The sequence below is a fragment of the Lysinibacillus sp. FSL W8-0992 genome, from assembly GCF_038008685.1.
Taxonomy (GTDB): Bacteria; Bacillota; Bacilli; order Bacillales_A; family Planococcaceae; genus Lysinibacillus.
Genome location: NZ_JBBOZQ010000001.1, coordinates 1,819,704 through 1,843,106, shown reverse-complemented (window position 1 = coordinate 1,843,106; position 23,403 = coordinate 1,819,704). Strand labels below are relative to the sequence as shown.

At 37.8% G+C, this 23,403-nt stretch carries 26 protein-coding genes; 11 read left to right on the top strand and 15 right to left on the bottom strand.

Translation table 11 applies throughout. From position 1 onward, the window contains the following. Position 1: 1 nt before the first annotated feature. From NSQ74_RS09050 to mnhG, 3 genes are read left to right on the top strand one after another with little or no spacing between them, the layout of a single operon-like run. Positions 2-481, top strand: a complete 480-nt coding sequence (locus NSQ74_RS09050; protein ID WP_340822852.1) for a Na+/H+ antiporter subunit E — start codon at positions 2-4, stop codon at positions 479-481. Beyond that, positions 478-759, top strand: coding sequence for a Na(+)/H(+) antiporter subunit F1 (locus NSQ74_RS09045; protein WP_139860686.1), 282 nt, complete (start codon positions 478-480; stop codon positions 757-759). Before NSQ74_RS09050 ends, NSQ74_RS09045 begins: the two co-directional genes overlap by 4 nt. Next, entirely contained in the window at positions 743-1,111 is a 369-nt protein-coding gene (gene mnhG / locus NSQ74_RS09040) for a monovalent cation/H(+) antiporter subunit G (RefSeq protein ID WP_340822851.1), read from the top strand. The genes NSQ74_RS09045 and mnhG overlap by 17 nt, the downstream gene beginning before the upstream one ends. Before the next feature lie 232 nt (positions 1,112-1,343). On the opposite strand, the gene cysC is transcribed toward mnhG, so the two are convergent. From cysC to NSQ74_RS09020, 4 genes are read right to left on the bottom strand one after another with little or no spacing between them, the layout of a single operon-like run. Beyond that, on the bottom strand, positions 1,344-1,937 hold the full coding sequence (gene cysC / locus NSQ74_RS09035; RefSeq protein ID WP_340822850.1) for an adenylyl-sulfate kinase: 594 nt from the start codon (positions 1,935-1,937) through the stop codon (positions 1,344-1,346). Next, on the bottom strand, positions 1,934-3,073 hold the full coding sequence (gene sat / locus NSQ74_RS09030) for a sulfate adenylyltransferase (RefSeq protein WP_340822848.1): 1,140 nt from the start codon (positions 3,071-3,073) through the stop codon (positions 1,934-1,936). The genes cysC and sat overlap by 4 nt, the downstream gene beginning before the upstream one ends. A gap of 41 nt (positions 3,074-3,114) precedes the next feature. Further along, complete coding sequence (locus NSQ74_RS09025) at positions 3,115-4,176, bottom strand: anion permease (protein ID WP_445669075.1); 1,062 nt, start codon at positions 4,174-4,176, stop codon at positions 3,115-3,117. 16 nt (positions 4,177-4,192) lie between these two features. After that, positions 4,193-4,894, bottom strand: a complete 702-nt coding sequence (locus NSQ74_RS09020; RefSeq protein WP_340822845.1) for a phosphoadenylyl-sulfate reductase — start codon at positions 4,892-4,894, stop codon at positions 4,193-4,195. 531 nt (positions 4,895-5,425) lie between these two features. On the opposite strand from NSQ74_RS09020, the gene NSQ74_RS09015 reads away from it, so the two are divergent. The 4 genes from NSQ74_RS09015 to NSQ74_RS09000 are packed head-to-tail and all read left to right on the top strand — an operon-like array spanning position 5,426 to position 9,294. After that, entirely contained in the window at positions 5,426-6,478 is a 1,053-nt protein-coding gene (locus tag NSQ74_RS09015; protein ID WP_340822843.1) for a sulfate ABC transporter substrate-binding protein, read from the top strand. An 11-nt stretch (positions 6,479-6,489) separates the two neighbouring features. Continuing rightward, the gene (cysT, locus tag NSQ74_RS09010) at positions 6,490-7,323 is read left to right on the top strand and encodes a sulfate ABC transporter permease subunit CysT (protein ID WP_340822842.1); all 834 of its coding nucleotides are present in this window, start codon (positions 6,490-6,492) and stop codon (positions 7,321-7,323) included. 9 nt (positions 7,324-7,332) lie between these two features. Beyond that, positions 7,333-8,208: a sulfate ABC transporter permease subunit CysW gene (cysW, locus tag NSQ74_RS09005; protein ID WP_340822841.1), complete on the top strand. Its 876-nt coding sequence runs from the start codon at positions 7,333-7,335 to the stop codon at positions 8,206-8,208. A gap of 15 nt (positions 8,209-8,223) precedes the next feature. Then, the gene (locus NSQ74_RS09000) at positions 8,224-9,294 is read left to right on the top strand and encodes a sulfate/molybdate ABC transporter ATP-binding protein (RefSeq protein WP_340822840.1); all 1,071 of its coding nucleotides are present in this window, start codon (positions 8,224-8,226) and stop codon (positions 9,292-9,294) included. A gap of 734 nt (positions 9,295-10,028) precedes the next feature. Here NSQ74_RS09000 and cysI read toward each other — a convergent pair. From cysI to NSQ74_RS08965, 7 genes are all read right to left on the bottom strand, one after another. Continuing rightward, positions 10,029-11,747 carry an assimilatory sulfite reductase (NADPH) hemoprotein subunit gene (gene cysI, locus NSQ74_RS08995; protein WP_340822838.1) on the bottom strand — a complete coding sequence of 573 codons (1,719 nt, stop codon included), beginning with the start codon at positions 11,745-11,747 and terminating at the stop codon, positions 10,029-10,031. A gap of 16 nt (positions 11,748-11,763) precedes the next feature. Then, entirely contained in the window at positions 11,764-13,551 is a 1,788-nt protein-coding gene (locus tag NSQ74_RS08990; protein ID WP_340822837.1) for an assimilatory sulfite reductase (NADPH) flavoprotein subunit, read from the bottom strand. 28 nt (positions 13,552-13,579) lie between these two features. Beyond that, positions 13,580-13,729, bottom strand: a complete 150-nt coding sequence (locus NSQ74_RS08985; protein WP_340822835.1) for a YezD family protein — start codon at positions 13,727-13,729, stop codon at positions 13,580-13,582. Beyond that, positions 13,729-14,478, bottom strand: a complete 750-nt coding sequence (locus tag NSQ74_RS08980) for a sirohydrochlorin chelatase (RefSeq protein WP_340822833.1) — start codon at positions 14,476-14,478, stop codon at positions 13,729-13,731. The genes NSQ74_RS08985 and NSQ74_RS08980 overlap by 1 nt, the downstream gene beginning before the upstream one ends. 12 nt (positions 14,479-14,490) lie before the next feature. Beyond that, on the bottom strand, positions 14,491-15,267 hold the full coding sequence (gene cobA / locus NSQ74_RS08975) for a uroporphyrinogen-III C-methyltransferase (protein ID WP_340822832.1): 777 nt from the start codon (positions 15,265-15,267) through the stop codon (positions 14,491-14,493). 317 nt (positions 15,268-15,584) lie between these two features. Beyond that, positions 15,585-15,800, bottom strand: coding sequence for a uroporphyrin-III methyltransferase (locus NSQ74_RS08970; protein ID WP_340822831.1), 216 nt, complete (start codon positions 15,798-15,800; stop codon positions 15,585-15,587). A gap of 65 nt (positions 15,801-15,865) precedes the next feature. Then, positions 15,866-17,374, bottom strand: a complete 1,509-nt coding sequence (locus NSQ74_RS08965) for a leucyl aminopeptidase (protein ID WP_340822830.1) — start codon at positions 17,372-17,374, stop codon at positions 15,866-15,868. Positions 17,375-17,498: 124 nt separating this feature from the next. On the opposite strand from NSQ74_RS08965, the gene NSQ74_RS08960 reads away from it, so the two are divergent. Next, on the top strand, positions 17,499-17,981 hold the full coding sequence (locus NSQ74_RS08960) for a divergent PAP2 family protein (RefSeq protein WP_340822829.1): 483 nt from the start codon (positions 17,499-17,501) through the stop codon (positions 17,979-17,981). A 63-nt stretch (positions 17,982-18,044) separates the two neighbouring features. On the opposite strand, the gene NSQ74_RS08955 is transcribed toward NSQ74_RS08960, so the two are convergent. From NSQ74_RS08955 to NSQ74_RS08945, 3 genes are all read right to left on the bottom strand, one after another. Continuing rightward, positions 18,045-18,374 carry a YuiB family protein gene (locus NSQ74_RS08955; RefSeq protein ID WP_340822828.1) on the bottom strand — a complete coding sequence of 110 codons (330 nt, stop codon included), beginning with the start codon at positions 18,372-18,374 and terminating at the stop codon, positions 18,045-18,047. Between the two features lie 142 nt (positions 18,375-18,516). Beyond that, complete coding sequence (locus NSQ74_RS08950) at positions 18,517-19,014, bottom strand: NUDIX hydrolase (RefSeq protein WP_340822827.1); 498 nt, start codon at positions 19,012-19,014, stop codon at positions 18,517-18,519. A gap of 357 nt (positions 19,015-19,371) precedes the next feature. Next, positions 19,372-19,824, bottom strand: coding sequence for a MarR family winged helix-turn-helix transcriptional regulator (locus NSQ74_RS08945; RefSeq protein WP_401012935.1), 453 nt, complete (start codon positions 19,822-19,824; stop codon positions 19,372-19,374). 134 nt (positions 19,825-19,958) lie between these two features. Here NSQ74_RS08945 and NSQ74_RS08940 point away from each other — a divergent pair, with 134 nt between their 5' ends. The 3 genes from NSQ74_RS08940 to NSQ74_RS08930 all read left to right on the top strand — a co-directional run bounded on the left by NSQ74_RS08940 (position 19,959) and on the right by NSQ74_RS08930 (position 21,749). Further along, entirely contained in the window at positions 19,959-20,450 is a 492-nt protein-coding gene (locus NSQ74_RS08940; RefSeq protein WP_340822825.1) for a CarD family transcriptional regulator, read from the top strand. A 280-nt stretch (positions 20,451-20,730) separates the two neighbouring features. Continuing rightward, positions 20,731-21,228 carry a GNAT family N-acetyltransferase gene (locus NSQ74_RS08935; protein ID WP_340822824.1) on the top strand — a complete coding sequence of 166 codons (498 nt, stop codon included), beginning with the start codon at positions 20,731-20,733 and terminating at the stop codon, positions 21,226-21,228. Between the two features lie 212 nt (positions 21,229-21,440). Next, positions 21,441-21,749, top strand: coding sequence for an NUDIX domain-containing protein (locus NSQ74_RS08930; protein WP_445669057.1), 309 nt, complete (start codon positions 21,441-21,443; stop codon positions 21,747-21,749). Between the two features lie 154 nt (positions 21,750-21,903). Here the strand turns inward: NSQ74_RS08930 and NSQ74_RS08925 are convergent, their stop codons facing one another. Next, positions 21,904-22,989, bottom strand: coding sequence for an SH3 domain-containing protein (locus NSQ74_RS08925; protein WP_340822823.1), 1,086 nt, complete (start codon positions 22,987-22,989; stop codon positions 21,904-21,906). Positions 22,990-23,403 lie beyond the last annotated feature (414 nt).

The window sequence follows — 23,403 nt, the reverse complement described above, 5'->3', positions numbered from 1 at the left end:
TATGGCATTTCAAATTATTTTAAACTTTGCTCTTGCCTTCGTTTGGATGTTTCTTTCATCTAACTATACAGCAACAGGCTTTATAGTAGGCTTCATTCTCGGTATTATATTGCTCGTGATTATGAGAAGATTCTTTTTTAAACGTCTCTATGTTTTCCGTATATGGGCAATTATTAAACTTACGGTGCTCTTCTTTAAGGAGTTAATATTAGCAAATATTCAAGTACTGAAAGTTGTGTTAAAGCCTAAGCTAGATATGCAACCTGCCTTCTTTGCTTACCCTACTGTCCTAAAAGAAGATTGGGAAATTACATTATTATCGAGTCTCATTACTTTAACACCAGGAACCGTTGTCGTTCATGTATCGGACGATGCAAAAACATTGTTTGTCCATGCTATTGATATTAGTGATGTAGACGATGCCATTGCATCCATTCGTGATTCTTTTGAAAAAGCCATTTTGGAGGTGAGTAAATCATGATGACGTTTATTATTGCAGCGATCGTAGTGATTTGCTTATCAATGATCGCCGTAATTTTCCGTATGGTGAAAGGGCCTTCCGCGTCCGATCGCGTCGTAGCACTAGATTCCTTAGGAGTGTCACTAATTTCATTAATCGCTTTATTTTCAATTTTAGTGGAAACGAGCTTCTTTTTAGAAATTGTATTATTGTTAGCGATTTTATCGTTCATCGGTACAGTTGCTTTCTCTAAATTCATAGAGAAAGGAGATATCATTAAACGTGACAATTCTCGCTAATACTATAGTTATTCTGTTCATTTCTATCGGGGTACTATTTATCGTCGTAACAGCTATTGGGCTAATTCGATTACCTGATTTGTATACACGGGCACATGCCGCTTCTAAAAGTGCAACACTCGGTGTTATGTGTGTATTGATTGGCGTATTCTTTCACTTTTGGCTTATCGAGGATCATTTTAACCCTCGTATTTTACTCGGTATATTGTTTCTCTTTATTACAGGCCCTGTCGGTGGACATATCATGACCCGTTCATCCTATATAGCAGGTGTTAAACCTTGGAAGGGAACAGTACGTGACGAGCTAGGTCCTGAAATTGATAAAATGAAAAAAGAACAAGGTATCAAATAAGAGGCTGAGACAAAAATAAAAAGTGTTAGATTGACTGCAATCAATCTAACACTTTTTTTGTTATGCCGTTGATGTTCGCTACAGGTTGCTTTCCGCAGGTTTACTGGCGATTCACTGGCTTTTACGGGCGATTTCTCTAGTTTTACTGGCGATTCAGAGGCCTTTTCGGGCGATTTCCCCTGTTTTACCGGCGATTCATGGACTTTTACTGGCGATTTCTCCTGTTCCTGTTTTAAATATAGCCTTTTTCCGTTAAAAACGTCGTTAACTGCTCGACACATTCCTCAATAGAGTAGCGCTCCGTATCCAAAATAAATTCTGGATGTTCAGGTTCTTCGTATGGCGCACTAATACCTGTAAAATTGGCAATTTCCGCATTGCGTGCTTTTTTATAAAGACCTTTTGGATCACGCTGTTCACATGTTTCTACGGAGCATCTCACATACACTTCTAAAAATTCTTCCTCTTCCACTAGCTTACGAACAACTTGGCGATCTTCTCTATAAGGTGAAATAAATGCCGTGAGCACAATTTGACCGCCTTCCACAAAAAGCTTGGAAACTTCCCCGATACGCCTTATATTTTCCTTACGGCTTACTTCGTCAAAGCCTAAATCATTATTTAACCCATGTCGTACATTATCGCCGTCCAGTACGAATGCCTGGTTCCCTCGTTCAAATAGGGCACGGGCAAGTGCATTTGCTACGGATGATTTCCCTGAAGCTGATAGCCCTGTAAACCATAAAATAAAGCTTTGATGTTTATTTTGAGTGCGACGTTCTTCTTTTGTAATGGATGACTCATGCCAAACGATATTGGAACTCATTTTAACACCTCCTCACGCATTCCTTTAATAAGTACATCGACAACCTCTTTACGACTAAATGTACTTGGAGGAACTTCCCCATTCCGAAGCATTTCCCGCACTTTCGTACCGGATAAAATAACATGTGATGCACTATCATGCGGGCATGTTTTTGTTGTAGCCATACCTTCACATTTAGTGCAATAGAAACTATGTTCAAACTTTAAAGGAACAATACCAAGTTCATCTTCTGTAAATTGTTCAAAGATTTTTTGAGCATCGTATGTTCCATAATAATCACCTACCCCTGCGTGATCACGTCCTACAATAAAATGGGTGCAGCCGTAATTTTTTCGCACAAGTGCATGGAAAATGGCTTCTTTTGGCCCTGCATAACGCATTGCTGCTGGAAAGACACCTAATTGCACACGATTTTGAGGATAGTAATTTTCTAAAAGAACCTTATAGCTCTCCATGCGTATACTTGCCGATACATCATCTGACTTCGTTTCGCCTACTAACGGATTTAAAAATAAGCCATCGATTGTTTCTAATGCCGCCTTTTGGATATATTCATGTGCACGATGAACAGGATTACGTGTTTGGAAGCCCACAATTGTTTGCCATCCCTTTTCCTTAAACAACTGACGTGTCTCCTTTGGATCAAATGAATAAGTAGGGAATTTTTGCTCAAGACGCTTTATTAATGTAATTTTACCTCCAACATATATCGCCTGCCGCTCATGGAGCTTTTTCACACCAGGATGTGCTAAATCCTGTGTACCGTAAACGAGTAGTGCCTCTTTTTGTTTATCTGGCTCATATATATCAGTGATATCGATGACACCATAAATTTCGTTGCCATATACTAATTTCGCTTCATCCCCTGGCTGTAATGTTGCTGCGACTTCGTTGTTAACAGGAAGTGTAATAGGAATACTCCATACAATTCCAGAGGCTAACCTTGTATGTTCAACGACAGATTCATAATCACTTTTAGTTAAAAAACCATCGATTGGGCTATATCCACCGATTGCAATTAACTCTAAATCACTTAACGCAATTGCATCCAATTCAATCTCCTTTTTAATATGTACTACCGATTTCTGTGGATTATAGGCTTGCACTAAAGCACCGCCATGTGGTTGTAGCGTCATTTATATTCCTCCTAAATTAATTCGAATAGTATGTTTTATCATTAAATGCCTTCACCAGCATCGTAAATTGATTGTTCCTCTTCACGCATTGTTCTCATTAAACTAATCGCACCAAGCGTTCCGATTATGACGCTTCCCATTATTACGATGGCATATAAATCTTTCTTCATAAATAACTGAATGAGACTATAAGAAATTGCTAATGAAAAAATAGGTGAAACAAGCCAAATACACATAATTTTTTTGACGATATGTTTATGAAAAATTTGTTTCCCGCTTTTCGCCATTCCTATACCAATAATAGAGGAGGACGTTACTTGCGTTAACGGTACGGGTAATCCAAACAGCGAACTGATTCCAACAAGCAATGCACCTGTACTTGAAATTAGAATGCCCTCAGCTTTCTCAAAACGTACAATTTTTTTCCCATTCGTTTCGAGTACGCGTTTTCCTAATAGCATCGCTCCTATCGCAACAAATGCACCCCCAAGCCAAATGCCATTTGAGACAGTTATCATCCCAGCACCAACAAGTGGGCCAACTGCATTAGCAACATTGTTCATACCTGCTGAGAAGGCTTCAAAAAATCCTGCAAGCACGAGTAGCACTGTTAACAACGGATGGTTTGCTAATAATCCCTTTCCTTGAAATTTATTTAGTACCTTACCAAATACGAGAGCAATGACAAATGCTATTAGCGGAACGATTACCCAAAAGGACATAATGACAAGCAATGATTTAACATATAGCACGCGATAGGCAATTCCTACACCGACTACTGCCCCTACGGTTACTTCACTTGTCGATAATGGAATGCCTAATAGATTGGCAAGAAACAATGAGCTTGTGGCAGAAATTAATATAATCATGACGATTTTCACCGTAATATACTCTTGTGGCATAATTCCTGAGCTTATTGTCTTTACAACTTCCCCACCACCTAGAATCGCGCCTGCAAAAACCCCTACTGCACAAATTAGTAGTGCATGCCAAGCTTTTTTAATTGCCCCCGCTCCGTAGGCTACACCCATTGAAGCGGCTGCTCCACTTGCACCAATATTCATTGCAAAAAATAAACTAATGGCTATTGCAATATATTCCAGCATAATTTAAACGCCCCTATTCATGTAGCCCACATTCAGTTTTAGCAGATCCTTGCCATCTGCCTGCGCGTAGGTCATCCATTGTAAAGGCTGGTTGTGTACAGTGTTCACAGCCAATGCTCGGATAGCCTTGATCGTGTAACGGATTGTAAGTTAAATCATGCTTTGAAACATAACGCCATACATCTTTCCACGACCAATGAATGAGCGGACAAATTTTAATCGACTTAAATTTATCATCACGATTGATAAAATTCGTCTGCTGTCGTGTCGGGGATTGTTCCCTACGCAAACCTGAAATCCAAGCTGTAGCTCCTAATAATGCCTCATGTAATGGCTTAATTTTTCGAATATCGCAGCACTTATTAGGGTTGGACTTCCATAATTCATCTCCATATTGAGCCTTTTGTTCATCAAGTGTAAGCTTAGGTTTCTGCAAGATTATATTGAGCTGTGGATATTTTTGCTTTACGCGTTCAATCGTTTCATATGTTTCTTTAAAATGGACATCTGTGTCTAAAAAAACGATAGTAGCGTTTGGCTTAACCTTTGAGATAAGATCGATTAATACAATTCCCTCTATACCAAAGCTACAGGCATAAACGATATCATCGCCATATTGTGCATAGCTCCATTGTAAAACCTCTAGTGCACCTTTAAAGGATTCATCCACTCCAAAATTAACCGTTGGCTCCTGCCAAGTTGCATACGTTAACATGTAATCCCCCTCGAAACATTTTCAGATATAGCAAAAGGCGTTTTAACAACAGACACAACAATTGCGTTGTGCCTTCGTTAAAACGCCTCTAGTTTGACTAGCCAGCTTTTATGGATGATTGTAAACTAGTAATCTTGTACCTCATTTAGCAATCATACTTCTTATTACCAAATATATACTAAATTACACCTAGTAGTCAACTAGGTTTTATAAAAAATCTAAACTTATTTCAGCAGTATCATTTTATCTCCCATTTGAATGTCACGCTCATCATTTACAAATAATTTTATTCAAATAATTTGTCTTTTGCTACTCACCGTCTGCACATCGGTTAATTGTCTGAAAAAAAAACAGAAATTTTTCATAATTCCTTGTTGACTAATAGGAAATATATGTTTAATGTGGTACTAAGCTAATTAAAAACAAAAAATGCTGATCAGAGGATCTGAAGGCCATCTACTCAAAATGTGTTTGTACACGTTTTTGAGAGATGGTCTTTTGTGTTCTTTTGAGAAAAAGGGGAGATTTTTGATGAAAAAAAGAAAGCATATTTTTCAATCATTTGTACTCTTATCTGGCTTAACTTTAATGTTAACAGGGTGTAATAGCACATCCACAGACAACGATACAAGTACGGAAGACACAAAAAAGTCAGTTGAGCTACTAAATGTTTCTTATGATCCAACGCGGGAGCTTTATGATGAATTTAATAAAGACTTTATCGCAAAATGGAAGGACGAAACAGGTCAAGATGTGAAGATTCATCAATCACATGGTGGCTCTGGTAAACAAGGGCGAGCGGTCATTGATGGTCAAGAAGCCGATGTTGTGACACTAGCACTTGCCTATGATATTGATGAAATCGCCCAAGCTCGCGATCTGCTAAACAAAGACTGGCAAACTGAATTTGAAAATAATTCTACACCCTACACTTCTACAATTGTCTTTTTAGTACGAAAAGGCAATCCAAAAGCAATACAAGATTGGAGTGATTTAACAAAAGACGATGTATCAGTCATCACACCAAACCCAAAAACTTCAGGTGGTGCACGTTGGAATTACTTAGCTGCATGGGGGTTTGCTGCAAAGTTGTATAACAATGACGAGAAGCAAATAAAGGATTTTATGAAGGCGTTGTATAGCAATGTAGAGGTACTTGATTCTGGGGCTCGCGGCGCTACGACGACGTTTGTTGAACGGAAAATAGGTGATGTGTTAATTGCTTGGGAAAATGAAGCTTATTTATCACTCAATGAATTAGGGGAAGATGAATTTGAAATCGTTACACCTTCATTGAGTATTTTAGCAGAGCCTCCTGTTGCAATTGTTGACAAAATTGTAGATAAAAAAGGGACGCGCGAAGTGGCAGAAGCATACTTACAACATTTATATAGCGATATTGGGCAAGAAATTGCTGCAAAAAACTACTATCGACCACGCAATGAAGAAATATTAGCAAAATACCAAGATCAATTTCCAAAGCTTGAGCTCATTTCAATTGATGACTTTGGCGGTTGGGCAGAAGCACAGTCCAAGCATTTTAAAGACGGTGGCACGTTCGATGAAATTTACGTTCCACAATAAGGAGGCATATGATGAGTAGCCTAACATTAAAAAAGAAGCCGGCACGAGTTATTCCCGGCTTCCATCTTTCTCTTGGTTATACAATGCTATACGTTAGTTTGCTTGTGCTCTTGCCTTTAGCAATGATTTTTATTCAGACGATGTCCTTGAGTTGGGCTGAATTCGTGACAATTATAACCGATCCACGTGCAGTTGCCTCCTATAAGCTCAGTTTCGGCACAGCACTAGCTGCTGGTTTACTTAATGTTGTCTTTGGCACCATTATCGCTTGGGTACTCGTGCGTTACCATTTTCCGTTTAAGCGCATCATTGACGGTCTTGTAGATTTACCATTTGCTTTACCTACAGCAGTAGCAGGAATTGCTCTAACATCTCTTTATGCCCCGAATGGTTGGATAGGTCAATTTTTCGATTTTAAAATCGCTTTTACACCACTTGGTATCATCATTGCACTAACCTTTATTGGACTTCCATTTGTAGTGCGCACCGTGCAACCTGTTTTACAAAACATTAGTACTGAAGTCGAAGAAGCCTCAGCAAGTCTTGGAGCATCAAGGCTCCAAACAGTCATAAAAATTATTTTCCCTGAACTAGCACCTGCCATTTTAACAGGCTTTTCGTTAGCCTTTGCACGTGCCCTAGGGGAATATGGATCAGTTGTCTTTATTGCTGGGAATATGCCGATGAAGACGGAAATTACACCGTTAATCATTATGACAAAGCTTGAACAATATGACTATGCAGGCGCTACTTCTATTGCTGCCGTCATGCTTATTACATCATTTGTCTTATTGTTCACCATTAATTTAATACAGTGGCTGGCAAATCGTCGCTTTGTACATTAGGAGGTATTTATGGATCAGTCTACGGTAATCGAACCAATTGCTCCTGAATCACACATTGCAACGGCAAAGCCCGCTGCCCTACAGGAGCCTCGTATTGTTCGTTATGTATTAACATTTATTGCGCTTGCTTTTTTAGCATGTTTTATCGTTCTTCCTCTCGTATCAATTTTTATAACAGCCTTTCAAAAAGGAGCAGACGTCTATTTTGACGCAATTACCCATCCAGATGCATTAGCTGCTATAAAATTAACCTTAACAGTAGTGGCAATCGCAGTTCCTTTAAATGCAATCTTCGGCATTATGGCAGCTTGGACACTAACGAAATTTAACTATAAAGGGAAAAATCTATTACTTACAGTGATTGACCTACCTTTTGCTGTGTCACCAGTTATCGCAGGTTTAGTGTTTATATTGCTATTCGGTGCACAAGGTCTGTTTGGGAACTGGCTATTTGCTAATGATATTAAAATTGTTTTTGCTTTGCCGGGCATTGTACTTGCTACTATTTTTGTCACATTGCCCTTTGTAGCAAGAGAGCTCGTGCCATTAATGCAGGCACAAGGGACATCGGAAGAAGAGGCCTCTATTTCTCTTGGGGCTAATGGCTTTAAAACCTTTTGGTATGTCACATTACCCAATATTAAATGGGGATTATTTTATGGTTTGATATTATGTAATGCTCGTGCAATTGGCGAATTCGGAGCAGTTTCTGTTGTATCGGGTCATATTCGTGGTATGACGAATACAATGCCGCTTCATATCGAAATTTTATACAATGAATATCAATTTTCAGCAGCCTTTGCTGTTGCGTCATTGATGAGTGTGCTAGCTATTATTACGCTTATTATAAAAGATATTGTTGCTTGGAAATCAAAATCAGTTTAAAGGGGGTATACTTGCTTGAGTATACAAATACAAAATGTATCAAAGAAATTCGGTTCCTTTCAAGCACTGCAAGATGTATCCATTGATATTCAATCTGGTGAATTGGTAGCACTGCTCGGTCCATCTGGCTCTGGCAAAACGTCTTTACTTCGTGTGATTGCAGGACTTGAAGCCTCCGATGTTGGCGAAATATTATTTGACGGTCAAACGATTACGAATCGTCATCCGAAAGAACGAAACGTAGGCTTTGTTTTCCAACATTATGCGCTTTTTCGCCATATGACTGTTTTTGATAATGTAGCTTATGGGCTGAAAGTACGGCCACGTAAAACAAGACCATCCAAAGCAGAAATAACCGATAAAGTAATGACATTACTACGACTTGTTAAACTAGAAAATTTCTCGGATCGTTATCCAACTCAGCTATCTGGTGGGCAACGTCAACGTGTCGCACTCGCTCGCGCTCTCGCTGTCGAACCTAAAGTACTTTTATTAGATGAACCATTCGGTGCACTTGATGCTAAAGTGCGTAAGGAATTACGGCGGTGGTTGCGAAAGCTACATGATGATTTTCAAATAACGAGTATTTTTGTGACGCATGACCAAGAGGAAGCGCTTGATGTGGCTGATCGAATTGTCGTGATGAACAACGGTAAAATCGAGCAAATTGGCAGTCCAGATGAAGTTTACACCCACCCTAAAAGTCCATTTGTCTATGATTTCTTAGGTAATGTTAACCTCTTTAAAGGGCGTTTACATAACGGAAAGCTGACACATGGAGAATTTGCCATTGATGTGCCAGACACGCATGCTCATACACAGGACGATGCTGTAGGCTACGTTCGCCCACATGATATACAAATTGAAAAAACAGCGGTGTCAGGCACTGTTCCTGCTCAAATAAGCCATATACATTTGCTAGGACCAATTGTACAAATTGAACTGCGCCGTCTTGATATTGATGAATTTTTAGAGGCAGAGCTGACAAAAGATCAGTTTACAAATCTTCAACTAAAAGTAGGCGACAATGTATTTGTACGACCAAAGCAATTAAAAGTATTTATTCCAGAAGATTTTTCTATTTAAAAAAAGAAGGCACGGTTAAAATTTGAGAATAAAAATATGTTCGCTAATTTTTGCTATTTCACTATGTTAAACTTAGCAATTCTTTCTTTTGCAAGATTAATAAATTAGCAGCGTGTACTAGTTGTTGGTAGCGAAGGCGGTGACTCCTGCGGGAACAGCACGCAACGTAAGACGCAACAAGCCGCGCGTTAGCGAGGGTTGCGGCTTACGTGTGTGCCCGCGGAAAGCACCGCCGGAGCAGACAACAACGGCATAGCTTAATAGTGGGTAGATTGTCTGGGGTCAACAATTCTTTCATTTGCAAAAATAATAAATTAGCAGCGTGTACTAGTTGTTGGTAGCGAAGGCGGTGACTCCTGCGGGAACAGCACGCAACGTAAGTCACAACAAGCCGCGCGTTAGCGAGGATTGTGGCTTACCTGTGTGCCCGCGGAAAGCACCGCCGGAGCGGACAACAACGGCATAGCTTAATAGTGGGTAGATTGTCTGGAATCAGCAATTCTTTCTTTTTGCCAAAATAATAAATTAGCAGCGTGTACTAGTTGTTGGTAGCGAAGGCGGTGACTCCTGCGGGAACACACGCAACGTAAGACACAACAAGCCGCGCTTTAGCGAGGGTTGCGGCTTACGTGTGTGCCCGCGGAAAGCACCACCATAGCGGACAACAACGGCATACATAAAAAGTGTTAGATTGATGGTAGTCAATCTAACACTTTTTCTACTTTGCATATATTTTAGTTATGAAATTCTCGTCCATCAAAGACTGCTGACACATAGCCCGCACGAATAACAAAGTCTCCGAAATGCTCACCATCTAAACGGTCCTTTGCAAAATGCAAAAGAATTGGCCGTAACTCCGCTAAAATTTCTTCTTCCCCTATATTTTCACGATAAATTTTATTCAAACGATTACCTGTAAAGCTAGCGCCAAGATACATATTGTACTTACCTGGACCTTTGCCGATAAAGCCTATTTCGCCCATTGCTGCACGTGAGCAGCCATTTGGACAACCAGACATACGAATAACAATTTCGGTGTCATGTAAACCAGCTTCATCAATAATTGTATCAATTTTCGTAATGAGTGAAGGTAAATAACGCTCTGCCTCTGCCATTGCTAAACCACAAGTAGGTAACGATACACAAGCAATTGAATTGCGGCGCAGTGCTGAGTAATGCGCACCATCTGTTAACTTATACTGTTCAATAAGTGCAGCTATTTGTTTCTTCTTCTGTTGCGATACATTGCTAATCATTAAGTTTTGATTTGGTGTTAAACGAAAATCTCCGCTATGCACTTTGGCAATTTCTCGTAAACCAGTTAACAGCTCGTAATCCTCAAAATCTTTAATTCGCCCATTTTGAATAAATAATGTGTAATGCCAGTTGCCATCAGCACCTTTGATCCATCCAAATTCATCACCAGTACGTTCAAATGTAAATGGACGTTCCTCTTGTAGTTCCCATCCTAAACGACGATGTAATTCTGCTTTAAACCAGTCGAGTCCTCGCGCATCAATTGTATATTTAAAACGTGCATTTTTACGAACTGAACGATTACCATAGTCACGCTGAATCGTAATAATTTTCTCCGACGTTTCAAGCAATTTGTCAGGTGTAATAAAGCCAATAATACGAGCAAGCTGTGGATATGTTTCATGGTCACCATGTGACATTCCCATGCCTCCTCCAACAACTACATTAAAGCCCACTAGCTGGTCTTCTTCAATGATTGCAATTAAACCGATATCTTGGGAATAAACATCGACATCATTGCTTGGTGGAATTGCCATACCGATTTTAAATTTACGCGGTAAATATTGTGCACCGTAAATAGGCTCAATTTCTTCCTCTTGGCTATCTACTACTTTTTCACCATCAAGCCATAGCTCGTGATAGGCACGAGTTCTTGGCAATAAATGCTCACTTAACTTTGCTGACCAATTGTAAATTTCCTCATGTAATGACGATTGGTTCGGATTGACATTACACATCACATTTCGATTCACATCCCCACATGCAGCGAGTGAATCTAACAGAACATCATTAATTTCTTGCATATATTTTTTGACATTCCATTTCAAAATGCCATGTACTTGGAATGCCTGACGTGTCGTTAATTTTAATGAGCCATTGCCATATTTTCTTGCCATCTCATCCATTACAAGCCACTGTGCAGGTGTTGCAGCCCCACCAGGTGTTCTTACTCGGACCATAAACTGATACGCTGGTTCTAGCTTTTGACGCTGCCGTTCATTTCGCAAATCTCTGTCATCCTGTAAGTAACTTCCGTGGAATTTCATTAATCTATTATCATCCTCAGGAATTCCTGAGCTTAACGGATCATTCATAGTCCGTTCAAGTGTCCCACGTAAGTAATTACTATCGCTTTTAATACGTTCTACATCACTAGGTGTCCCAGGTTGTGGAGGTAAAATAATTTTTCCAGTCATCTTTTTCGCTCCTTTACTAATAAACGTCACGTTGGTAGCGTTTTTGCTGTTTCAAATCATTGATATAAGCTTTCGCTTCCTCAGGCGTTTTGTTCCCTTGCTGCTCAATAATGTGACGGATTGTTTGATCAACATCAGCAGCCATCGATTTTTTATCGCCACATACGTAAATAACAGCCCCTTGCTCAAGCCATTCATAAAATGCTTGTGCCTTTTCCTCGATTTTATGTTGGACATATATTTTTTTATCTGTATCACGAGAAAAGGCTATATCCATTTGAACTAATGTTCCTGAGGCAAGCCAACGCTGCCAATCTGTTTGATAAAGGAAATCCGTCATAAAATGCTGATCGCCAAAAATTAACCAAGATTTGCCCTCTATACCTAATTCCTCTCGCTCCTCTAAAAATGCACGATATGGCGCAACTCCTGTACCAGCGCCAATCATAATAATTGGTGTGTCAGCTTGTTCTGGCAATCTAAAGTTCGGGTTCTTATGAACATAAATCGGCAATGTATCACCAATATTGACGCGCCCTGCAACACTACCGGAACACACCCCAAAACGCACTCGGCCATTCGTTTCATAGCTTACTTTTCCTATTGTTAAATGGACTTCATCACTATTTGCTAATTGGCTACTTGCAATGGAATAAAGTCTAACTGGTATTTTGCGAAGAAGGTCAACAAATTGTTGAGCATCCCAAGTAAATGGAGCAAAATCTTCAGCGATATCTACTAAATCCCGTCCTCTTGCATAGTCCTTCCAAGCTGTAGAACTTTCACATAGCTTTGCAAATTTTTTATGCACCGTAAATGCGCTAATTTTTTGTAAAAGAGGCTTTGATAAAACCGTAATTTCTAACTTTTTCTGAAGCGCATCTTTTAATTGCATTGCCTCATCAGATACAGTTACTTGTGCCTGTGGATTAAACTGTAATGCTGTTATTAATGCATGCACTAATGTTTCATCATTTTCTGGAAGAATACCAATGCTATCTCCAGGCTGAAATTGAAAATTCGCTCCTTCAATTGATAACTCGATATGACGCGTTTCTTTTTCAGAGCCACGACCATTTAAATTGATGTTTTCCAATACTTCAGCATAATACGGATTTTTACGGGAATATGTAGCATCTCCTTCTAAAATTTGCGTTTGCTCCGTTTTAATCGCTGTATCTGTATGCTCTAATAATGCCTGTTGAACATCCGTAAACCATTTGGCAGCAGGTTCATCGTAATCAACATCACAGTCTGTTCGTGGAACAATACGTGTTGCGCCTAACTTTTCAAATTGCGCGTCAAAATCCTGACCTGTTTTACAGAAAAATTCATATGAGCTATCGCCTAATGCCAATACGGAAAAGTGCAGATGCTCAAGTTTGGGTGCACGTTTACTGTGTAAAAATTCATAAAATTGAATTGCTTGATCGGGTGGTTCCCCTTCACCATGCGTACTTACTACGAGCAATAGATTCGTTATTTTCTTTAAATTATTCGGCTTAAACTTCGCTAAAGATGTGACTGTCACCTCAACATCATTGGCTTTTAACGCAGCTGCATATTTTTCAGCTAAGCCTTGGCTATTTCCTGTTTGTGAACCATATAGCAGTGTTACTGATTTCGTTGTTGGGACAACTGACAATTTTGCTTCTTCTACTACGTTTGTATCAATGGTTGCTAGTAACGCACTTAAGTAACCATTTAACCAAATTTTTTGTTCTCCTGTTAAATTAGGTAGAAGCTCATTTAAAAGTTTCACCTGTTCCTCATTAAAAGGACTGTTAATTACTTGCAGTTTCAAACTATGCCACCTCACGTATAATTTAAAATTATCTAAGTCGTATTTTTTCTTTCTTTTCAATTTGTACAACGTAAAAATTTTGTACAATTAATGTAATCGAACCATGGTTAACTGTATTTAAAATTTGTCGGACATTATCTAATGCTAGATTGATATTTTCTTCTCTCTTATCTACCATTACGAAAAACACCCTTCCTCCAAATAATTTAGTTGTACTAATTGCACGATACGTTCCACTAATACTTTCCTTACATTATCGTCATAGCCCAAGCTATTACATAAAATCATGTTGTTTTCCTCATACCCTTGCAATTGCTTGGCAATACTTTGACGTAAAATGCCCGTAAACAATAAATATGGCACGATAAATACACGATGATTGAATTGTTGCCTTTGCTTTATCCAACCTTCCAAGCTAGGACCCGCTCCGTATAAAAAGCATGTATCGACTGCTACATAACTATATTTTTCACGTAATCTTAACGCAATTTTAGCTAAATCCTCTTTAACTGCTGGATCACTACTGCCACGACCAATGAGTAATACGCTTGCATTGTTAGCATAAAGCTCTGTTTCTAAAATTCGCGTTTGTAGTGTGTCAATTAATAGCTCATGTACTCCGAGTGGCTCCCCGTATGTAAAGCGTACTGTTGGGTATCGCTTTTTTGCCTTTTCAATCTCCTGAGGGATATCGTGCTTCGCATGCTGGGCAGCTAACAAAAGAATCGGCATAATTGCAATGGCTGTAGCCCCTTGGCGTACGCAATTTTCTATACCTTGTGCAATCGTTGGCTGGGCTAGCTCTAAAAAACAAATTTCCTGAATCAGTAAATCAATGTCCTGTTGCACTCGCTGTAAAAATGCAACTGCTTGCTCTACACCAGCCTTTACCCGACTACCATGTGCCACATATAAAATAGCCTGCATCAAAACACTTCCCTATACTGAAATTTCTTTTAAAGGCATTTTAGGACAAGTTTCCTCAAACCATTGAATTTTTTCCCGTAATGTCACCACTTCACCAATTACAATCATGCTTGGATTTTGAATATTTTCTTGCTGTGCAACATCCACAATATTCGCTAATGTTCCAATGACAGTTTTTTGTTGCTGACATGTTCCCCAATGAATAAGTGCGACAGGCGTTTGCTCGTCACGTCCGTATTTTATTAACTGCTGTTGGATATAAGGTAAATTTCCAACCCCCATATAAATCGCAATCGTATCTATTCCTTTAGCAAGACTTTCCCATTGAATAGCATCATCTTTTCCCTCTCGCATATGACCTGTGACCATTGCGAAGCTTGAACTTAAATCCCGATGTGTAACAGGAATACCCGCATATGCTGGCGCGGCTATTCCAGAGGTGATCCCAGGTACGATTTCAAATGGAATATGATGTTTGGCAAGCACTTCTGCTTCCTCAGCACCTCTGCCAAAAACGAATGGGTCACCCCCTTTTAACCTTGTGACAATAAAGCCTTGCTGTGCATAGCTTACAAGGGAATGATTAATATGATCCTGAATCATGGCATGTCGATTTGGTAACTTTCCACAAAATATCAACTTGGCACTTTTTTTCGCATACGTTAATAAGTCCTTATTAATCAGTCTGTCGTATAAGATGACATCCGCCTGTTCAATGCAGCGTAATCCTCTTAGCGTAATCAAATCAATATCGCCCGGACCGGCTCCAACAATGTACACCTTCCCCATGTCATGGCACTCCTTTCTATCGATAAAAAAAGAGACTCATACTATCCATAGGCAAAGCAATGCCTGTGAATAATAAGAGCCTCTAGTTTGCTAGTCAGCTTCCATTTTTAATTCTTAGTAATATAATAAGAATAATAAATAATTTAGTATATTCTGTCAACAGTTGTTTTATTCCTTTTAAAAATGCTAGCCGTTTAAACAGAGCAATGAAAGGTAACAATGCAAAAAAAAATATGCAAGGAGCGTGTACTCCTTGCATACTTTTTATTTTTGGGTCAAGCCACAAGCTGAACTTTTGTTCGTTCATAGAAATCAAATTAGTATGGTCTATACCGTGGATATGGTCGTCTACGTGGTCCGAAATATGGACCTGGTGGATATGGACGATAGTTAGGATAATTCGGGTAGTATGGATATTGGTTAAATTGTGACCCAAGAAAACCTCCTAATAACCCTCCAAAAAATGGTGCACCTATTGGCCAAAAGAAGCCACCGCCACCAAAGCCTCCTGGATAACCTCCGAAATTTCGCATAGGCTCCCTCCCTTCTTCTCTATCGTATGAAGGGAGGTACATACCCCGCGAGTCCTTTGCCTACTCTATTTTTCTTCACCTAAACGTTGCACAAAGTTTGCTAATGTACGCACCATGACACCCGTACCACCTTTTGGTCCTAAATCATGTGCAGCTCCTGTATCCGAAGTACCTGCAATATCTAAATGAATCCAAGGTAAATCACCAACAAATTCGCCTACGAAGCCACCACCGAAAATCATATGACCATCGCGACCAGGAGAGTTGTTCAAATCTGCAACATCTGATTTACGAATTCGTTTCTTATCACTTTCTGTTAAAGGCATACGCCATACAAACTCATCTGTCTCTTGTGCTGCTTCCATGAAACTAGCATAGAATTCATCATCATTAGAAAGTGCACCCGTTTTATCTAGACCAAGTGCTGTAATAACACCGCCTGTTAAAGTAGCAACGTCAATAAGTGCAGTTGCTCCTTGTTGTTTAGCATATGTAGTAGCATCTGCCAATACTAAACGTCCTTCAGCATCAGTATTTAAAATCTCAACCGTTTTACCACTATACATTGTAATTACATCATCAGGTTTAAAGGCTGTATCAGAAACCATATTATCAGTAGAGCCAATAACTGCAACTACGTTTTTATTAGGGCGTAATTCACCGATAATTTTCATAGCACCGAGCACTGCTGCTGCACCGCCCATATCGCCCTTCATACCAACCATCGAATCTTTAGGTTTTAATGAATAACCACCCGTATCATACGTAACGCCTTTACCCACAAGACCAATTGGATCAGCGAAATCTTCTGTTGCTTTATATTTTAACGTGATTAAACGAGGTTCTTCATATGAACCTTGATTGACACTTAAAATACCGCCCATACCAAGTTCCTCTAGTTGTGCTTTATCTAAAATTTCTACTTCAAAATCATAGTCGATTGCAAGGGACTGTGCATAATTTGCTAAGTCTGTTGCAGTTAATAGATTTGGTGGTAGATTAATTAAGCTACGTGCCTCGTTAACTGCATCTGCATAAATGATACCGACTTCAAAGCTAGCCACAACTTCATCTAAATCCTCAGCAGTAGTCACTAAATTTACTGCTTCAATAAGTTTATCTACTTCATTTGAAGTTGTTTTATAATGAGGAATAGAATAATAACCTAGCGTTGTTCCTTCACCCGCTAAAAACGCAACATCATTTACAGTTATTGCTTCTGTTGTAAATGATTCAAGCCAAATTGAATAGTCTTTTACTTTTAAAGCTTTAAGCTCTTTACCGACTAATCCAAATGCAGCCCGTAAGTCACCTTCTGTTAAGTTTTTACGCTCATCTAAGCCTACAAATAAAATACGTTTTAAATTGTCATGTTCCTTCACGAATGGCAATTTCGTAATCGATTTTAGTTCAGTCGATACATCGCCTGCACTAAGCCAAGCATTTAGTGATTCTCCGTAAAATGCTGAAAAACTTGCCCAATCTTGCATTTGTTCACGATGTTTTGTAACCCCTACAACTAATACTTCTGTAGAAATCGATTCAAATGTTTTTGCTTCTTTAACAATATGCATAATTATTCCTCCATTCAATATTTCTATTATACCTAACTTTCAAAAAAGCGCGTAATATTTAGCTATTTCTTCTTTTAGAAAATAATGAATGTTATAATAAAAGCAATTATAAGTGAAGGTTGTGATGAATTTGGCGATACTTCAAAATACCCCTCTACTCGTCGCCCTCTTTTCTGTTCTCTTTGCACAGTTTGTAAAAATTCCTATACATTTTTTAATGACAAGACAAATAAAATGGGGCCTATTTACATCCACTGGAGGAATGCCTAGCTCTCACTCTGCTTCTGTTACGGGGTTAACAACATCAATAGCGTATGAAACAGGCTTGGATTCACCTGTTTTTGCTATAGCCGCAATGTTTTCGTTCATTGTTATGTATGATGCAAGTGGTGTTCGTTTCCAAGCAGGGCAACACGCAGTTGTATTAAATCAACTTCGCAAAGATTTTCAGACGTTGCTACGTGATATTAAAGATTGGCCACAGATGGATGGGCAGGAAAAAATGGAAGAGTTGAAAACTTTGCTTGGTCATAAGCGTAGTGAGGTGTTTTTCGGAGCATTAACAGGCATCTTTATCGCTATCATAACCTATCAATTCATTCAATAAAAAAAGAGTTGGTTCACATCCACGAACCAGCTCCTTTTATATATCCATTTTGTCTTTTTAACGTTAAAACATCCGATATCCACTTTTTCTTAAATAAATCATAACAATTCCTGCTACAATTGCCCCTGCAAAGCCACCGGATAAAATAGAAATATCTACTACTTGTAATGCTTGCAATTTATCTAACAGCGCTGGGAAGGCTGAACCAGGTTTAAAAATATAATCTAAAAAGCTTACATCATCAACAATAAAGACAACTACAATTGGATATACAACTGCCATTAACCAAGTCATCCGCAGTAACATATTCAATAGAAATCCGATACCAAAAAACATGACGAAAAATAACACAATTGAAATGATTAACTGCACGATTGAAACTGAACCACCCATGTATGTATAACCTCCGTTTTCCTCTCATTAGTTTACATGATTATGAGAGTGCTTTCAATGAACATATCCTTCATTTCGCATGTTCGTCATATTTTAGTAAAAAACCAACTTCTAGTAAAAGTAGCCTGCTATTATCATCATATTATTTTTTAAAAAATAATCGATAGGAGGAGTAACCGAACACGTCACCTGGATTGATGCCATCAATTGCATCTAATTGATGCTGTTCAAATTGATTAGACACCATTTCCTTTAACATAACAGATGTCATTTCATCCTGTGCCAGTTCACTAGGATACAGCCATTTGGCCTCTAATATTTCATTTTCTTGAATAAAGAGCTGTTGTTGTTCATCCTTCATCTTACAATAAAAAATAGCCATGTTATCACTAATTTCACCACGAATTACACCTGTACGAAAGCCGATTAAGCCCGAAACATAACAATCGATGCCAGTTTCTTCTTTCAATTCTCGAACAACTGCCTCATCAACTGTTTCTCCTGCATTAACAAAACCGGCTGGTAATGACCATCGTCCTTTTAAACCACTATAGGCCTTTTTTACAACGAGCCATTGCCCAATTTCATTGACAGTGCAACCTGCAACACCTAACCAAACTTTGCCACGATCTTTTTTCATAACCATTCACCTCTATGTCCATATTATAGCTTTTTCATTTCTATTCTTAGAAGCAATAATTTATAAAAAAAATATGCGTAGATGGGAAAAGTTGAATTCAAAAACTGTAGATGACTACTATTGTTGATTTCCGCTTCAGGCGGCGCATTCTTCGGACACATTGTAAATAGCAATCCTCGCTAACGCACGAGATGCTCGCGTCTTACATTTTGTGCTGTTCCCACAGGAGTCACCCCCCCATAGCTACAATCGAATGGATAGGTAATAAGATAAAAGGAATCAAGAATAAACTTCTTGATTCCTTTTATCGACAATTCGAAGAATTAAGAAATAGTCATTGTTAAAAACTACTCGTTGTTATGCCTCTAACTGCTCAATACTCCAATTAAGTTGTAATATATTTTTTAATTTCGTTACTGATTCTTCTCCAATTGTGCGAACCAATTGTTGTTCAATTTCCGCTTTGTTACGTTCGTTTTGTTCATAGCAAACTTCGCCGAAATTTGTCATTCGGATTACTTTGTGTTTTTTACTATGCTCAGCATTGCTCACCTCTACCAAGCCTTTTGCTTCTAAACTTTTTATAAATTTGTGAGTAGCCTGACGGGAAAAATCGACAACTTTCGTTACCTCTGAAATAGTAGGTTGGTTTTTATATATTTTACTTAAAATATGCCATTCTGAGTTAGATATATGGATTGTATTATATTTATTCCATTTCTCTTCAGCAAGTCGTCGAAGTATTTCATGACGTTCGCTCAACAAATCAATGACATCTCGATTTTGCAATTCGTCCTTCAACTCGTTCACCTTCATTCCATAATTTCGTAATTACTATACAAAAAAACGACCCAGTCGTCAACTAAGTTGACAAAAGTTCTTTTATTGTTTACAATTAATTTAGTCAACCAAGTTGACAATAATGTTTGATGGAGGGATTATACATGTACAATGTTGGCGATGTAGTCATTTATTCATCACATGGACTTTGTTCAGTTGAAGATATTTGTGAACAAACCTTTAGCGACATTACTAAAACTTACTACGTTTTACAACCACTCAACGATTCAAAATTAACAATTCGTACTCCTATCGATAATGCAAAAAAACAACTTAGAGATATTATTAAAAAAGATGATGCCATTAGAATTTTAAGTTCATTTACGTCTCCCGGTATTGAATGGATTGAACAAAACACACATCGGATGAGATTTCACGTAGAAATTATTAAAACAGGCGATCGACAAAAACAGGCGAACCTTTTAAATACATTGCTACGCAAAAAGTTTGAATATGAAGCAAACGAAAAAAAATTCCCAAATCAAGAAGAAAAATTATTGCACTCTTTACAAGAAATTATATTTTCCGAATTCTCCATTGCACTCGATAAACCTTCAGAAGAAATTTATGAAGATGTATTAGCTAAACTAAGTTAAACATTTCTTAAAGGTACATAAAGAAGCCCACAATTAAGAAGATAATCGAGGCTTCTTTTTTTTCGTACTAAATGTGCCTACCTTTTTATCTCAATTAAACTACTTTAACAAACCTTTTATTATTCAAAAACCCTAGAACTACCTCAATTTTAGTTGTAAATATAGCAATAATTCCCCTAATAATTTTCCATATATATACTGAATTATCATTTAAAGTGCTACAATTATATGTAGACAGAAAAATAAACATATTGAAATTAGAAAAAAGGCAGGAAAATTTATGGTTGAAGTAAGAAAAGCATTATCTAGTGAAGCTGAAAAAATAGTAAGTGTAATGACAAATGCCGAAGCATCTGGTTTTATGTTATTTTCCCCACTAGAAAGAGAAGTAAATCCTGAAAAGTTCGCTAAATTTATTGATGCAACTCATAGTAATGAGAAATCAGGGGTTTTTGTTGCATGTGTAAATGAAAGAATTGTCGGTTATTTAATCGTCCAAAATGAAAAGCCGCAACGTATAGCACATCGAGCAAATATTGTAATTGGCGTACATAGTGAAAGTCGTGGTCAAGGCGTCGGTAATGCCCTTTTTACGCATGTAATGGCATGGGCACAGCAAGTAGGATTGCACCGACTAGATTTAACGGTTATCGCTTCAAATGAAGTTGCCGTTCATTTATATAAAAAAATGGGCTTTGAAATTGAAGGTGTTAAAAGACACTCTTTATGTATTAATGGTCAATATGTAGATGAGTATTTTATGTCTCTATTATTATAAAAGGGAGCGACTTCCCATCCTTTAAAGACGAATCATTTACGCATACAACAAAAAAAGGCGGTTAATACATGGAGTATTTTAAATATCTTAGACATTATGTAGGTCACCAACCAATAATTTTGCCAGGTTCGGTTGTCATAATATTAAACGATAAAAATGAGTTATTACTCCAAAAAAGAAATGATGGTACTTGAGGATTACCAGGTGGCTTAATGGATTTAGGAGAGAGTTTTGAAGAAGTAGCCAAACGAGAAGTTTTCGAAGAAACCGGATTATTAGTCCACCACCTAAAATTACTGAATGTATTCTCAGGATCTGAATACTATTTAAAAGTATCAAATGGTGATGAATTATATTCTATAACAGCTGTTTATTACACAAAGGAATTTAGTGGCGAAATGAAAATCGACTACAATGAATCAGAAAATCTTCAATTTTTTGCTTATTCTAATTTACCTACAGACTTAACACAAATATATAGAAGTTTTATTAATCCATATATAGATACTATATTTACATAATTCGATAGTGCTTATCTGATACTCAAAATGACTGATTAACTTGCTTTCACTTGAAATCATCAAAAACCCCCTTCTATTTACTAAAGTACATAAATAAAAGAGAGCCATTTTATTTAATATTATTGTTGAAGAAACCGACCACTAAAACGGAATTTCACTTACGATAATATATTAATTTTGCTGTAGTATAAAGATTTTTATCATCCACTGCAATCAAAACTGCGTAACCACTCTTTTCCCAACCTGTATATAAAGCGCTATATTTTTCATAACTAAATTGATAATCATTACCAAATTCGGCTACTCCTTGTCTATGTAGTAGGTCATGTATCGTTGACATTTGATCCCATGTGTGAAAACTATTTTCTTCTGGAAAGAAGTTATAAGTAATATACTCTAATTGCCCACCTAAAAAAATGTAAGTCAACTCTGCATAATAGCCATATTTCATCGTTTCATAGATTAAAAAAGTCTCTCTACCGTCTTGAAGTTTTTGTATAAACTTTGATTTTTCATTTTTCTCTACATCTTTAATAGACAAGTTAAAGTTAATATTATTGAAAGGTACAACTGGTTTCTTAGTAGATAAATACGAATCTACTACGTACCCTTTGACATTATTAGCAGTCACATAAGACCAACCTACTAACGTAGCATGTACAGTTACTTGTGTACCATTACTTAATGAACCTACCGAAGCCCCAGATTGGCTGGCAATATTGCGAACAACAACCCCACTATTTGTATTAACATACTTTGTCGTTGTTTTAGTCTTACCCATAAAATCAGATTTAACATAGCCTACCACATTGCCATACTGCACAAATGACCATCCATCCCCTACTGAACCATAATCTTCAACAACCATATTATACTTCAATGTAGCTAATGTTGAGGCTGATAGAGATGGCATAGATTTTACAACGAGGCCACTTTTAGAATTTGCGATTTTAATAGTTGAAGGTGGAGTACTTAAAAAAGAGGAAGATACATACCCTTTTACTTCACCTGCTTGAATGTGAGACCAACCATTTGATGAAGAAAACTCTATTACGAATTGATCTTTATCTAAATTACCAATGGAATTGGCTGTATCATTCGGCGAATCTCTCACAATCAAGCTGGAGCCACTTACAATCTTCACAGTACGATAGTCAGCTGCTTCTGCTACTTGATGCTGAAAGCTAAATAGGATCAGAAGTACAAAAACTGCAACTAACCATTTCTTAATTATATTCAATCAAATTACCCCCTTTCACATTTTCACCATCATACCATTCAGCCTATATATTGTATATATTTCCATAATATTTATTACTACTGAATCACAAATGTATAAAGATTAATAAAACATAAAATGGTATAATACGGCCCGGTCTAATAGCCACTGACGCTTCGCTTTTGTGCATATAATCAATGTGTCCGGATTTCTTTGTACTTTTTAATAATCTCTTCTTACCTTCCTGGGCATCCTCGGGAAATACACTACAAGATTACTGCTCGTTCCGCCTTGTCCTTTTACCAATAGAAGTGCGTTACTTCTTTTCAAAAAAAATCCATACAAAAAAGCCTCCCCAATTTGTGATGTTGTTGCAACATACAAATTAAAAAGGCTTCGTATCTACATTCCTTAATACATCAATTTCTATTTTTT

Coding starts and splice junctions, on each gene's coding strand:
- NSQ74_RS08940 (WP_340822825.1), top strand. CDS start 19,959: ATGTACAATGTTGGCGATGTAGTCATTTATTCATCACATGGACTTTGT.
- cysI (WP_340822838.1), bottom strand. CDS start 11,747: ATGACTGGAAAAATTATTTTACCTCCACAACCTGGGACACCTAGTGAT.
- NSQ74_RS08970 (WP_340822831.1), bottom strand. CDS start 15,800: ATGCGAAATTTCGGAGGTTATCCAGGAGGCTTTGGTGGCGGTGGCTTC.
- NSQ74_RS08950 (WP_340822827.1), bottom strand. CDS start 19,014: ATGAAAAAAGATCGTGGCAAAGTTTGGTTAGGTGTTGCAGGTTGCACT.
- NSQ74_RS09050 (WP_340822852.1), top strand. CDS start 2: ATGGCATTTCAAATTATTTTAAACTTTGCTCTTGCCTTCGTTTGGATG.
- NSQ74_RS08985 (WP_340822835.1), bottom strand. CDS start 13,729: ATGGTAGATAAGAGAGAAGAAAATATCAATCTAGCATTAGATAATGTC.
- NSQ74_RS08960 (WP_340822829.1), top strand. CDS start 17,499: ATGAATTTGGCGATACTTCAAAATACCCCTCTACTCGTCGCCCTCTTT.
- NSQ74_RS08965 (WP_340822830.1), bottom strand. CDS start 17,374: ATGCATATTGTTAAAGAAGCAAAAACATTTGAATCGATTTCTACAGAA.
- cysW (WP_340822841.1), top strand. CDS start 7,333: ATGGATCAGTCTACGGTAATCGAACCAATTGCTCCTGAATCACACATT.
- NSQ74_RS08955 (WP_340822828.1), bottom strand. CDS start 18,374: ATGGGTGGTTCAGTTTCAATCGTGCAGTTAATCATTTCAATTGTGTTA.
- NSQ74_RS09020 (WP_340822845.1), bottom strand. CDS start 4,894: ATGTTAACGTATGCAACTTGGCAGGAGCCAACGGTTAATTTTGGAGTG.
- NSQ74_RS09015 (WP_340822843.1), top strand. CDS start 5,426: ATGAAAAAAAGAAAGCATATTTTTCAATCATTTGTACTCTTATCTGGC.
- sat (WP_340822848.1), bottom strand. CDS start 3,073: ATGACGCTACAACCACATGGCGGTGCTTTAGTGCAAGCCTATAATCCA.
- NSQ74_RS08935 (WP_340822824.1), top strand. CDS start 20,731: ATGGTTGAAGTAAGAAAAGCATTATCTAGTGAAGCTGAAAAAATAGTA.
- cobA (WP_340822832.1), bottom strand. CDS start 15,267: ATGGGGAAGGTGTACATTGTTGGAGCCGGTCCGGGCGATATTGATTTG.
- NSQ74_RS08930 (WP_445669057.1), top strand. CDS start 21,441: ATGGATTTAGGAGAGAGTTTTGAAGAAGTAGCCAAACGAGAAGTTTTC.
- cysC (WP_340822850.1), bottom strand. CDS start 1,937: ATGAGTTCCAATATCGTTTGGCATGAGTCATCCATTACAAAAGAAGAA.
- NSQ74_RS09045 (WP_139860686.1), top strand. CDS start 478: ATGATGACGTTTATTATTGCAGCGATCGTAGTGATTTGCTTATCAATG.
- NSQ74_RS08980 (WP_340822833.1), bottom strand. CDS start 14,478: ATGCAGGCTATTTTATATGTGGCACATGGTAGTCGGGTAAAGGCTGGT.
- cysT (WP_340822842.1), top strand. CDS start 6,490: ATGAGTAGCCTAACATTAAAAAAGAAGCCGGCACGAGTTATTCCCGGC.